The sequence below is a fragment of the Brevibacillus sp. NRS-1366 genome (genome assembly GCF_050467985.1).
The window spans coordinates 22,323-34,635 of record NZ_JBITPN010000001.1; the positions used below are offsets into that span (position 1 = coordinate 22,323).

Genomic DNA, 12,313 nt, shown 5'->3' on the forward strand with positions numbered 1-12,313 from the left:
TCATGCCATTTTGGAAACGAGCTATTTTCTTTGTTATCGATTCCGTCTTTGGGATTAATCAATCAAAAAGCCAGCGAGTAGGCAAATAGCGCCTTCTCACTGGCATTTTTAATGACCTATGGTTATTCCACCGAGCTTTTACCAAACAGGACTTTGTCCAATCCGAACATCGTGCTGCCGCTTACGGCAAGAGAAATCAAAATCGCGAGCAAAGCGAGCTCAAGCTCATACCCTGCACCACTCTCTCCACCCATAAAACCAGCAGCCAGCTTCGCCTTGATGATAGCCCCGATCATGACTACAGCCAGTCCACCAGCGAAAATACGAGTACCCAAGCCCAGAATCAGAGCAAAACCACCGACAACTTCCAAAAAGGCAACCAGATACGCAATAAAGGAGGGAAGACCCATAGAGCCAAAGAAGCCTGCGACATTTTCCAGACCCATCTGGAACTTGGCGATGCCATGGATGACAAATGTAAGACCAGCTACCAATCGTAAAATAAGTGCACTCCATTCAAAACGAGTAGACATGTATCGTTACCTCCGATAGAATTGATTTCAGTAACAAAGTTACTTTTCGTTAGTAAGTATACAATAATAAGATTATATGTCAAGCCACTTTTCCGAATTTACAAACAATGGAAAGTGCAGCTATTTAGGTAAGAGGTCATCATTGGTTTTGAAGGAATCGGGAAAGAGCGGTATACTGAAGGTAGAATGAGGTGATCCCTATGAAACAGTCTTCCCTCTGTCCAAAGTTTGAAAAGGGTATGCAATTGCTCGGAAAACGCTGGACAGGGCTCATCTTATACCAGTTGCTTTCGGGTCCACAGCGTTTTTGTGCGTTGGAGGGCTCTCTGCCGGTAAGCGGAAGGCTACTATCTGAACGGCTGAAGGATTTGGAGAAGGAAGGTCTGGTACATCGTCAGGTGTATACTGACTCGGCTCCGGTCCGGGTAGAGTATTCACTGACCGAGATGGGGCGGGCGTTGGAACCGGTGATCAAAGGTATTGAAAACTGGTCCCAGTCTTGGATCGAGCTGGATGCAGAAGAAATGGCAGACGACAACAAAGCAGAGGAATAAGAATAAAAAAAGAAGAGCATCAGGAGAATGCCTGACGCTTGCCATGATGAAAACCCCTGGGAACAGGGGTTTTCCTTTGAATCCATTTCTTTTGTCACAAATTCTCGTTTTGTCTCCCCTTACTAGCAGCCTTCCATCTAAGAAATTCAATATGACGTTTGAGTTCTTCTAGTTCATTCGGCGTTAATCCATCTACGTCCAAAAATGGGGCAGGCTCCTCTCGGACAGACGCATGCTGCCAAAAAGGCGTCGGGTTATCTGTTTTTCCGTGTATAAAATCCGTAGAGACTTCAAACAAATCCGCCACTTTCGAAATCAAATGAAAATCTACGCCCTTCTTTTCACCCGACTCAATCCGTGACAGGACGGTATTATGTATGCCCAGCTTTTCGGCCAATTGGATTTGGGACCACTCTTTTTTCTCTCGCAGCCACTTTATGCGTTGACCAACTATGGACATCGTGAGACCACCTTTTTCGTTTTGGCAATTACATTCTAACAATTTTCCAAAACGGAAAAAATAGATTTGCTGAAATGACAAATATTGTATTGACTTTGTTGAAACGGAAAAGATATCATATGAATTATAAATATTTGCTATTTCTACAAAAAGGAGGAGGATAGCAAATGGAACGAATTAACCTCCCGTTTATAGCCAAACGCAGAATCGAACATGGGCTAACCTTGCAAGAAATGGCTGAATCATTGGGATTTAAGAATGCCTCCACGTACTTGAAATACGAAAAGGGTGACTACGATTTCAAAGCGAAGCATATGCCTGTTTTGGCCAAAAAATTAAAGTGTAAATTGAATGATCTGTTTATTTTGGTGATTTGCTGAATTCGCAAAAAAAGTAGTCAGGTAAGGAGTGAATAGATTGGATGCGCTGGATGCAAACAGGCGGCAATTGGAGATATGGAAAAGAACGTTAGCGTATGAAATTGCAATGATGGCGCCCCAAAGCAAGCCAGCATGCGATGGATTTCTTTATCGTTTGGAGCAATTTGAAAAACAATTGGAGCAAAGTACAGAGCATCCCGTTATGCTTTGGTGCAGCTCTCATCATTCCGGCCATTCATAAATGACGTAGAAAGGCTCGCTCTAAGCCTGATCAAAGGCAGACTGAAAAACAGAAACCAGCTCGTACGGCATCCACCGTAACCAGAGCTGATTTTTCTAAAAGCTGTTCCTACAGTTTTGTTCACGGGACACCCAATCCACCACCTTTAGACAAAAAAAGAGCCGAAAAAACCTTTTTAGCAATAAAAAGATCTTCTCGGCTCATGCCTGCATCACCAGTAACCTGCCGTGTGAAAAGGCTTCAATACTGCTAATCACAGCTGACGTCATTTCTATTGTCAATCACCAGGTGAACGGTAGATATACCCTTTAGCACTTTTTGGAAAATGGAAATCATGCTATGTTGAAAGGAAGACTGAATATGACCAATTCGATCGCAGGTGAAGTGAAATGTTCTTTCGTAGCAAAAATAGAAAAAAACCTTTCTTTGTTATTGAGTGCTTGGTTTATTGCCTGGCCCTTATCTATGCAGCCATTGGCCTATACGTAGGAAAGGTTGCGCTCTTTTGGTTGTTCTTCCTCTTCTCTGTTATTTTTTTGATCCGTGTATTAGAAAATTACAAATGGCAAACCAATTTGATTATGTTTGCTCTCTATGTAGTAATGACTCTTGTCTTGTACCAACAGGGATAAGCAAGCCGACAAACAGTTTGAAGTGAAGGTATGGGCAGGAGTTGGAGTGGCTTGTCCCGAATAGGTGAATCGAACATGCCCGAGACTCAGCCAAAATAAAGCGGGCGGATGCGTTACAGCGATCCGCCAGTGTGCTTATTGGTTGCATTCGTGAAAAGTCGACCTTTTACTTGGTAAATTTGTCAGCAATGGTTGAGGCGCAGAAAGAATTTGGCTTGATCTCTGCCCGGAAATGATTGCTTTCTGCTAAGCTCAACAAAGACTGGATAAACTTACGGGTAGGACCGTTTCTGCCTATGTCAAAATGCAGTCGGATCGGGGTATCATGATTACGGTCACGAAGATACTGGCGCACCTCGCTTGCCAGACCTACCGCGTACATGGCTTCTTGAAAAATACGTTGCTGCAGTGATGAGTAGCGCCGTTCCTGAAATTTGTGATAAAAAAATGTACCGCCGTGTCCGGAACGAATAACAGTAATGACAAGGGCAAAAAACGTCCCGCGACTTTTTAGCTGTGAATCGGCTCCCACGATAATCTCAAACGGACCTGACAAGGTCGTTATGGTTTGTTCAATGTGGGAAAATACGTCCTTCTTTGGAAGCAGCCCTCTAGTCGGACTGTGAAAGCAATCGAACAAGGTGTTTGCTGAGGTTAAGCCCACTCACATCCCTCCAGATAGAGGCTATCTATAAGACTGCATAGATCATCCGTACATCATTAATGTATGTAATCTCGCAGAGAGTATGTGAGCAGGTTGGGACAAAAACTTCTCGAATAAACGATCTTTTCAGTTGGAAACAAACAATGGCGAAAGGCTCGTACTATACAGAAGGTGCCTCTAAGTCAAACTTGCCCATTCTTATAAGAGTTGGTCCGCAGATTCCAGGCACCTCTGAACGGCCTAACGCATGAGGACAGTCATTTATCCGCGATGATGAATCATGTGATGAATCAATATTGAGTAACGTGATTCGTCCATTGTTCGTTAATCAAGGATAACTTATAAAAAATTTGCAGGAGGTTTGTCACCATGATGAACGCGTATCTTCCACAAGTAAAAGAACATCGCCAAGCAGGTCATGAAATTGACCCTGTATTTCTAAATCGCTGGTCTCCGCGTTCTTACAAGTCTGATTCTATTCCCGATGAGGTGCTCTTCAGCCTCTTTGAAGCAGCTCGGTGGGCGCCGTCTGCGAGCAATGAGCAGCCATGGCGGTTTATTTTTGCCCGTACACAGGAAGACAAAGAGCGCTTTTATCCGTTTATCGCTGAAGGTAACCGCACTTGGTGCGAAAAAGCACCTGTCCTGGTACTCGTTGTTTCCCAAACAATCGGTTCTCGCGGTACACATAATCGTGCACATGCTTTTGATGCGGGGACAGCTTGGGGCTATCTGGCGCTTGAAGCGACCAGACAAGGTCTGAGCACGCATGCCATGGGTGGATTTGACCCGGAAAGAGCGCGAGAAGTACTGGGAATTCCAGAAGATTTTGAGGCTCATGCGGTCATTGCCGTGGGGTACCAAGGAGAAAAAGAAACATTGTCTGAAGCCATGCAGGAGCGGGAAAAGCCATCTAGCCGCCGCGATCTGTCTGAGACTGTTTTTGAGGGAGTATTTAAAAAATAGTGATACCCGGCAACGAACACAATCACGAAAAGTATATGAGGGCCGCGATAGAAGAGGCCGGGAAGGCGGCGGCGATCGGTGAAGTCCCTATCGGGGCAGTCATCGTACGAGATGGAGAAATTGTAGGACGAGGATACAATTTGCGGGAAACGCAAAAAGACCCCACCTTGCACGCGGAAATGATCGCGATCCGTGAAGCAAGTAATCGGCTAGGTGGCTGGAGGTTGATTGGGTGTACGCTTTATGTGACGCTGGAGCCTTGTCCCATGTGCGCTGGAGCCATCGTACAGAGCCGAATTGAAGAGGTCGTATACGGAGCCCGCGATCCCAAGGCTGGTTGTGCCGGGACATTGATGAATCTGCTGGACGAACCCCGCTTTAACCATCAAGTACCCGTCGTAGAAGGGATACTCGCTAAAGAGTGCGCACAGATGCTCAAGGATTTTTTCCGGGGCTTACGAAAAAAAAGACAGCCTGTACAGGATTAACCTGAGAGGAAACGAGAGTCGCCCGGTACATTCTTGCTTGTGCCGGGCGGTTTCTTTTACTTATTTACATTTTGTAGCATATCGAGCTCTTCTTCAGTCAGTTCCCGGTATTCACCAGGTTTCAGAGATGGATCTAGATGGAGAGGACCCATGCGAACACGCTGCAAATAGGTCACCTGCAGGCCAAAAGCAGCAAACATCCGTTTCACCTGGTGGAACTTTCCTTCCATGATGGTGACGCGAATCTCCGAAGTTTCACCTGGGGAAATAATTTCCAACTTGGCTGGCAGTGTCGTAAAATCTTCCAGCTCGACCCCTTTGGCAAATTCCTGTACATGCTGCTCTGTTACCCGGCCATCAATACGGGCAAAGTATTCCTTGTCCACTTTCTTTTTGGGAGAGAGCAGGCTGTGGGATAGCTGACCGTCGTTGGTCAGCAGTAGCAGTCCTTCTGTATCAATGTCCAGGCGGCCAACGGGGTGAACCTTGATCGCCCATTCGTAAGGCAGTAAATCGACCACAGTCTCATGAACATTGTCTTCGGTTGCGGAAACCACTCCTGGCGGCTTGTTCAGAAGGACGTATACCCAACGCTTGAAATTGAGCGGCTCACCATCCACGACGATCTCTTGTTCTTCAGCAATGACATGCATGCCTGGATCAGTAGCGACTACGCCTTCCACTACGACCAAGCCCTGTTTTACCAGCACCTTCACTTCCTTACGAGTGCCTAGCCCCATGTTGGCCAGCACTTTGTCCAAACGCTCACGTTTCATGTATGTTCCTCGCTTTTCATCCTGATTGAAAAAATGGTCGTTGCTCATGCTTGCCATGACCCATTTTGTACATTGATACTAGTTTGGCCTAATACAGAGCGCAAATCAAGGGGAACGCAGAGGATCGAGTCTTGCAATTTTGATGATAATTTGCTATAGTAGATAATGTTTCTGATAAACCAATATGGAGAGATACCCAAGTGGTCATAAGGGGATGCACTCGAAATGCGTTAGGCGTCGTGAGGCGTGCGTGGGTTCGAATCCCACTCTCTCCGCTTATAAGGAAAAGCATAACGTTGCTGTAATTGTAAAACGGAAGCATATCTTTGCCACATTGGCAATGATATGCTTCCGTTTTTTTGGGGGTAAGAACCCCCACCGTACGAAGCGAAATGGGTTTGTACGTTTTACATGCTTGATGCCTCCGGAAGAGAAAGTCCGATTCGCTGCCAGCTCCGAGACCTCCACCGCCACAGCATGAGCAATCCTCTCAACCACTCGTCGACAATGAACGCCCACCAGATTCCGGCGAGTCCGAACCCCAGACTGATACCAAAGATGTAGGAAAGAGGCACACTTAGGCCCCACATCGAGATGATCCCTACAATAACCGGAAATCTCACATCGCCTGCTGCGTTGAGGGAACCGATCACGACTATGTTGAACGTACGACCCGCTTCCAGGATGAGGGATAGTAGCATGAGTGTGCGACCGGTTTCCAAAACGAGAGGGTCTTCCGTGAATAGACCAAGCAACGACTGTGCCAAGGCGAACATCGCGACGCTTACTCCAGAAGTGATCAACAAGCTGATTCTCAAGCTCTTTAGGCAGATTCTGTAAGCATCTTCTGTACGTTGCGCTCCGATAAAGCGGCCGACTAAAATTTGAGTAGCTTGTCCGATTGAAACGGAAAACAAGAAGATGAACATCGTCAAATTTTGCGTGTAAATTTTCGTCGTCAGTGCAGCTGTCCCCAGTATGGCGACGAATGATGTAATCACCACTTGTGAGGCGTTGTACGAAATGTATTCTCCTGCAGATGGTATGCCGATCCGCAATATCGGCAGCGCGTACTGTCCAGAACAACGAAGCACTCTCCTGTATGGTAGCAGATTAGGAAGCCGCCTCTGGAACAGGATGAGTAGAATGACAAGTCCAATAACGCGGCTGATTACGGTGGCGACGGCTACACCTTCTACACCGAACACCGGAAGACCAAACGGCTCAAACAGCGCCACATAGTTGCCAGCCAGATTGAGGATGTTCATCATTATGGAGGCTGCCATTACCTCCCGCACATACCCATGTCCGCGCATAATAACCCCAATCGTTACGATCACTGCACTGAGCATGGATGACGAGCCGACAATGGCCAAGTAGGGTACGCCATAGCTGATCAGCTCTTCAGACAGTTTAAACAGACGCAGCAGTGGTTCCGCAAAGAAAGCAAGTACGACGCTGACAGTCGCACTGACGAGCAGATTCATGACTATTGCAGTGATGGATACTTCTCCGACCTGAGTATGACGCTGTGCCCCGATGGCCTGGACAATAAGAACGCTGGCTCCGGTGGCGACGAATCCGAACAGGAAAGTGGCCAGAGTATAGACTTGGGTGGCCACGCCGACGGCCGCCACCGATTCATCTGAATAATGGCTAAGCATAATCGTGTCAATGCTACCCATGAGCATTTGCAGGAGCTGTTCCAGAAAAATTGGCCAGACGAGCGCGACCAGGCTCCATTTCTTGAGAGTCGATTCTTGTTGAGTCATAGCAAGTTCCTTCCCTTACATAAAACCGGCTGGTGCCCTGCAGCTGTCACGGATAACGAGCTGGTGTGGTACAGTCGTTACGGCAGCGGGACGTTCCGGGTTCTGGATGGCCTCGAGCAACAATTCGACGGACAGACGTCCAATCAGCGCGATTGGTTGCTGCATAGAGGTAAGTCTCGGTCTGGCTAGCTCGGTTAATTCGCTCCCATCGAATCCGATGACCGACATTTGTTCTGGAACGTGAAAACCACAATCGTGCAAGCAGTTCATCGCTCCGAGCGCCATGTCATCGCTCGCAGCAAATACGGCAGTTGGCCGCGATCCCTCCTGCAGAATGGCTTTCATCTGCTCGTAACCGCTTTTGACTTGATAATCACCGAACCGGATCCATCGCTGCTCGACCGGAAGACCGATGTCAGCCATGGCCTTCAGATAGCCTTCGTATCGCTTTCGGCCGGATGATACATCTTCGAGATCCCCTCCGATAAAGGCGATGTGCTGATGGCCGAGATCGCCTAGAAAGCGAATCGCGTCATAGGCAGCGGCAAAATCATCGACTGTGACACCGGGAAAAGCCGGATCGACGGGTGAGGCGCAAAAAATGATCGGAATCTTGGTTTGGTCAAGAAAACGGCGGATGTCATCGTTTGCCTTCTCATGCATAATGATAATGCCGTCCACCCGCATCTCGTGAAAGGTTTGCAGATAACGAAGCTCTTTGTCGAGATTCTCCATAATATTGCAAACAAGCAGATTGTAATGGTGCTGGTCAACTGTTTCTTCAATACTGCTCAAGATGGTTGAGAAAAAATTGCTAGTAATGTTGGATACAATTACACCAATCAGATTTGTTTTTTTGCGCTTCAAGCTACGGGCGATATGGCTCGGTGTATAACCGAGTTCGTTGATCGCCTGATTAACCTTCCGTTTGATCTCCTCGCTTACATACTGCTCTTTGTTCAGGACTCTTGAAACACTGGTGACCGATACGCCGGCCGCCCGTGCGACGTCCTTGATCTTGATATCCACTTGACCACAACCTTACTATCCAAATTCCTCTTTTTGTTAATTGATACTGGTATCGATTCCATAGGATACATTTCTCAGTGTAATCGCCAGTACGGTGCCGTGTAAACTGTCTTTTCGATGTTTACAAGACCTTTACAAGAAATCGAGTAAAACCAACGAAAATCCCGAGAAACTCATGATCCTCTGGTCAATAGAGTTTCATATTTTTGAGGTTGATTTTAAAGGTTATGTAAATGCTCGTTTTGTGAATTGACGGGTGATAAAGGGGAGTTTTACACTAAAGGCGAAAAAGTTCTGGTATCGATTCCAGATCGTGTAGGTTTCCAGAAATACTATTTCGGCAGGTGATATGATCATGAACTTGAGATTCGAAACGGCGGGGACGCTGACACCAATCTGCTCCAAAACACATCTTGCTTTCCGATTCCACTTGCCGCAGCCATCTGATGAGCTGCATATCCAGTTTTCCTATGTGCCAAAACGACTGGAAGATCCCGTAACAGCGGAGCGAGAAATCAAAACAGCGCTTCACCGAGACGCTACTGAGAAACAACAACAGGCTCTAATAGAAAGATGGGAAGAGTTTTTTCCGCTTCAGAATCTGATTACGGTATCGATAGATGATCCTGAAGGCTTCCGGGGTTCGGCACATCGACACGATCCAGTTCAGCTCCACAAACTTTCTGAGACAGAAGCTTCGCCTGGCTTCACGGCGGGGGAACTACCAAAGGGGATCTGGACGGTGACGCTGAGTGTGCACTGCATTGTCACGCCGGACTGCCATTATGAATTGAAGGTATGGGAAGGGGAAGGGGAATAAATGAACTGGTATCCTTTTGAGCTTCACACTCATACACCTCATAGCGACGGTAGGCACACGCTGGCGGAAATGGCGAAAGAAGCGAGGCGGCGCGGACTGGCAGGTCTTGCGCTAACGGATCACAACACGATTTCGGGCTTGGCAGAACGTAGGGACGTTGAGGAGGTGACAGGCATTGTCATCATCCAGGGGATGGAATGGACGACCTTCTACGGTCATATGTTGACACTTGGCTTGCAGGGCTATGCCGACTGGAGGGATTTGGGTCCTGATGACATCCACAAGGGCATCCAGCGGGTACATAGTCAAGGGGGACTCGTTGGCATCGCCCACCCTTATGCACTTGGAAGCCCCATCTGTACAGGGTGCCACTGGGATTATCGCATTTCAGACTGGACTGATGTTGACTATATCGAGGTTTGGCATGAGACATTCTCATCCATCCGTATGCACAATCAGCCAGCATTGGAGTTATGGGAAGGGCTGCTCAATGAAGGCATACGGATTTCCGCCACATCAGGCCGGGATTGGCACCGATCAAAAGCGGGGGATGATCCTGAGGCGGCAACATTTCTCGGAATCCCGAGCTCGGAAAAACTTTCTGAAGTCGGCGTCCTTCAAGCGATTCGTAGGGGAGCTGTGAGTATTAGCCAGGGGCCACTCCTCCTTTGTCAGGTTGGACTCGATGGGCGAAGCTACGGTCTTGGGGAGACTGTACCTATTCGTGACGCTTCAGAAAGGCAGGAAGCATCTGTAACCGTGTCGCTCGACTTCCTTGTACGCCCGGGTGCCTGGACGTTGGAGCCACAGCCTCTGTCTATTGTGCTGAGAAGCAACCTCGGGAACATGGATGAGGTGATACTCAATCCGGGTGAGACCGAAGTGAAATGCCGACTGACTGTAAACGGGTTGAAGTGGCTGAGAGTGGACTTGTTCGGGGTGTTTCACGGTGTGCGTACCAAGATTGCATTTACGAATCCTGTCTATTTCGCGAAGTAAATAACAATTCAGGCAAGGCATGCTTGCTCGTCAAATGGGAGTGACTTACATGAGATGGTATTTTAAATCTCTCGGAAGAAGAAAGACTTTGGAGTTTATTGCTTTGCTGCTTTTTGTATTCTTCTTTATGGGGCCAATGCTCAACTTGCTGGTTCTTGCCTTCTCAGGAAAATGGCAGTATCCCGCAGTTGTGCCGCAGGTATGGTCGCTTGAATGGTGGCACTTCGTACTAAGTCAGGATGAGGTTCTCTCATCCATTGGTTTATCGTTTTTGATCGCCACGGTGGTGACGCTCATCTCCATCATCGTTTGCATCCCAGCAGCATACGCGTTCGCGAGAATACGATTTCCTCTTAGCCGATGGTTCCTGTTTTCGTTTCTCCTAACGCAGGCGTTTCCCAAAATGGGGTTGTATGTGGCGATTGCAGTACTGTTTTATAAAGTCGGGCTAATGAACACGTTCCTTGGGGTCGTCCTCATTCATATCGTCAACACCCTTATGTTCATGACCTGGATTCCGACTTCAGCCTTTCGCAGTATCAATCGGGCGCAGGAGGAATCAGCCCGCGATGCGGGTGCCAGCCCCCTCCGGGTTTTCTGGCATATTACACTTCCCATGGCGATGCCCGGCATTCTGGTAGCCTCAATTTTTACGTTTCTCAACTCGTTGGACGAGGCACAGGGAACGATGTTGATCGGAATCCCTGATTTCAAAACGATGCCAATTATCATGTATTCGATCATATCGGACTATCCGAGCACGGCTGGTGCTGTATTTTCAGTCATTTTAACGCTCCCGACAGTAGTGCTGCTGCTGGTAGCCAAACGTTTTGTAAATGCGGACGTCCTCTCCGGTGGATTTCAAATCAAATAAGCGAGTTTCGGCAGCAATAGAAGGAGTGAACGTTTATGACAGTGCAGCTTTCGATCCATCAACTAAGCAAACGATACAAAACGGGGGAAGGCGTCTCCGACATATCGCTGGAAATCCAAAAAGGGGAGCTGGTCTCTCTGCTTGGCCCTTCAGGTTGCGGTAAGACGACTGTGCTCCGTTCGATCGGGGGCTTCCTTGATCCCGAGAGCGGCGACATCAGGATCAAGGGGCAGAGCATCCTCACATTGCCGCCAGAGAAACGCCCGACTGCAATGGTGTTCCAGAGCTATAATCTGTGGCCTCATATGACAGTGTACGAAAACCTGTCGTTCGGGCTGAAAATCCGAAAAAGGAAGAAAGAAGACATTCACTATGCAGTATCCCGTGTGTTAGAAATGGTGCGGCTCGCTGGAGCGGAAAAGAAATATCCTACCGAGCTTTCCGGTGGCCAGCAGCAACGTATTGCTCTTGCCCGTGCACTGCTTCTCGAGCCGGAAGTACTGCTTCTGGACGAACCGTTTTCAGCGCTTGATGCAAAATTAAGGCTGGAAATGCGCGAAGAATTGCGGGAGATTCAGGCGGCCACAGGCATGACCATGGTGTTTGTCACGCATGATCAAGAGGAGGCACTCTCCATCTCAGACCGGATCGTCGTAATGAACGCCGGAAAAATCGAACAGCTTGCTTCTCCCAAAGAGATGTACGATCATCCTGCCACGCTGTTCGTGGCAAGTTTCATTGGGCGCATGAACTTTGTAAAGGGGGTGGCTGATGGAAGAGAAGCACGGATCGACGGTCTGGATCATCCATGGAAAACAGTTTTGTCTGGTCGTGTTATTCTTGCCGTTCGTCCGGAAGAAGTTCATATAAGGGACGAGCAGGAAGCAGGCATGCAAGCGACTATTCGTCAGATTATGATGTTGGGCCATTACGCCGAGGTCTCGCTAGATACGCAACATGGCATCATGAAGGCGTTCCTGCCAAGAGAAAGGACAGAACAGCTCCAACAAGGGAAATCCTGCAAGGTAGAGTTCGGAAAAACAGCCATATTTTCCAATTGAATAGTGAAAAGTGAATCATCTGTTTTTCGAGTGAATCATGTTCACATATGAGAGACCCTGACGT

At 47.9% G+C, this 12,313-nt stretch carries 15 protein-coding genes and 1 tRNA gene; 10 read left to right on the forward strand and 6 right to left on the reverse strand.

Going from position 1 to position 12,313, the window contains the following annotated elements:
* Window positions 1-122 precede the first annotated feature (122 nt).
* Window positions 123-533 carry a DoxX family protein gene (locus ACIFQN_RS00105; RefSeq protein WP_429831000.1) on the reverse strand — a complete coding sequence of 137 codons (411 nt, stop codon included), beginning with the start codon at window positions 531-533 and terminating at the stop codon, window positions 123-125.
* A 200-nt stretch (window positions 534-733) separates the two neighbouring features.
* Here ACIFQN_RS00105 and ACIFQN_RS00110 point away from each other — a divergent pair, with 200 nt between their 5' ends.
* The gene (locus ACIFQN_RS00110; protein ID WP_429831001.1) at window positions 734-1,087 is read left to right on the forward strand and encodes a winged helix-turn-helix transcriptional regulator; all 354 of its coding nucleotides are present in this window, start codon (window positions 734-736) and stop codon (window positions 1,085-1,087) included.
* A gap of 94 nt (window positions 1,088-1,181) precedes the next feature.
* On the opposite strand, the gene ACIFQN_RS00115 is transcribed toward ACIFQN_RS00110, so the two are convergent.
* Entirely contained in the window at window positions 1,182-1,547 is a 366-nt protein-coding gene (locus tag ACIFQN_RS00115; protein WP_429831002.1) for a helix-turn-helix domain-containing protein, read from the reverse strand.
* Window positions 1,548-1,714: 167 nt separating this feature from the next.
* Between ACIFQN_RS00115 and ACIFQN_RS00120 the strand changes: the two genes are divergently transcribed.
* Together ACIFQN_RS00120 and ACIFQN_RS00125 are read left to right on the forward strand one after the other, a co-directional pair.
* A complete protein-coding gene (locus tag ACIFQN_RS00120) occupies window positions 1,715-1,927 on the forward strand; it encodes a helix-turn-helix transcriptional regulator (protein WP_429831003.1) in 213 nt (70 codons plus the stop codon).
* A 37-nt stretch (window positions 1,928-1,964) separates the two neighbouring features.
* Window positions 1,965-2,168: a hypothetical protein gene (locus tag ACIFQN_RS00125; protein WP_429831004.1), complete on the forward strand. Its 204-nt coding sequence runs from the start codon at window positions 1,965-1,967 to the stop codon at window positions 2,166-2,168.
* A 798-nt stretch (window positions 2,169-2,966) separates the two neighbouring features.
* On the opposite strand, the gene ACIFQN_RS00130 is transcribed toward ACIFQN_RS00125, so the two are convergent.
* Entirely contained in the window at window positions 2,967-3,464 is a 498-nt protein-coding gene (locus ACIFQN_RS00130) for a ribonuclease H-like YkuK family protein (RefSeq protein ID WP_429831005.1), read from the reverse strand.
* 369 nt (window positions 3,465-3,833) lie between these two features.
* Between ACIFQN_RS00130 and ACIFQN_RS00135 the strand changes: the two genes are divergently transcribed.
* Window positions 3,834-4,430 (forward strand): nitroreductase family protein, encoded by a 597-nt coding sequence (locus ACIFQN_RS00135; RefSeq protein ID WP_429831006.1) that lies wholly within the window; start codon window positions 3,834-3,836, stop codon window positions 4,428-4,430.
* Window positions 4,430-4,918 (forward strand): tRNA adenosine(34) deaminase TadA, encoded by a 489-nt coding sequence (tadA, locus tag ACIFQN_RS00140; protein WP_429831007.1) that lies wholly within the window; start codon window positions 4,430-4,432, stop codon window positions 4,916-4,918. Before ACIFQN_RS00135 ends, tadA begins: the two co-directional genes overlap by 1 nt.
* Window positions 4,919-4,974: 56 nt before the next feature.
* Here tadA and ACIFQN_RS00145 read toward each other — a convergent pair whose 3' ends face one another.
* The gene (locus tag ACIFQN_RS00145; RefSeq protein WP_429831008.1) at window positions 4,975-5,694 is read right to left on the reverse strand and encodes a pseudouridine synthase; all 720 of its coding nucleotides are present in this window, start codon (window positions 5,692-5,694) and stop codon (window positions 4,975-4,977) included.
* Window positions 5,695-5,880: 186 nt separating this feature from the next.
* Here ACIFQN_RS00145 and ACIFQN_RS00150 point away from each other — a divergent pair.
* A tRNA-Ser gene (locus ACIFQN_RS00150) sits at window positions 5,881-5,969 on the forward strand.
* 132 nt (window positions 5,970-6,101) lie between these two features.
* Here the strand turns inward: ACIFQN_RS00150 and ACIFQN_RS00155 are convergent.
* On the reverse strand, window positions 6,102-7,466 hold the full coding sequence (locus tag ACIFQN_RS00155) for an MATE family efflux transporter (protein ID WP_429831009.1): 1,365 nt from the start codon (window positions 7,464-7,466) through the stop codon (window positions 6,102-6,104).
* A 15-nt stretch (window positions 7,467-7,481) separates the two neighbouring features.
* Entirely contained in the window at window positions 7,482-8,495 is a 1,014-nt protein-coding gene (locus ACIFQN_RS00160; RefSeq protein WP_429831010.1) for a LacI family DNA-binding transcriptional regulator, read from the reverse strand.
* 355 nt (window positions 8,496-8,850) lie between these two features.
* Here ACIFQN_RS00160 and ACIFQN_RS00165 point away from each other — a divergent pair, with 355 nt between their 5' ends.
* The 4 genes from ACIFQN_RS00165 to ACIFQN_RS00180 are packed head-to-tail and all read left to right on the forward strand — an operon-like array spanning window position 8,851 to window position 12,249.
* Window positions 8,851-9,315: a hypothetical protein gene (locus ACIFQN_RS00165; protein ID WP_429831011.1), complete on the forward strand. Its 465-nt coding sequence runs from the start codon at window positions 8,851-8,853 to the stop codon at window positions 9,313-9,315.
* A complete protein-coding gene (locus tag ACIFQN_RS00170; RefSeq protein ID WP_429831012.1) occupies window positions 9,316-10,314 on the forward strand; it encodes a CehA/McbA family metallohydrolase in 999 nt (332 codons plus the stop codon).
* A 49-nt stretch (window positions 10,315-10,363) separates the two neighbouring features.
* A complete protein-coding gene (locus tag ACIFQN_RS00175; RefSeq protein ID WP_429831013.1) occupies window positions 10,364-11,188 on the forward strand; it encodes an ABC transporter permease in 825 nt (274 codons plus the stop codon).
* Window positions 11,189-11,223: 35 nt separating this feature from the next.
* Complete coding sequence (locus ACIFQN_RS00180; RefSeq protein ID WP_429831014.1) at window positions 11,224-12,249, forward strand: ABC transporter ATP-binding protein; 1,026 nt, start codon at window positions 11,224-11,226, stop codon at window positions 12,247-12,249.
* Window positions 12,250-12,313: the final 64 nt, after the last annotated feature.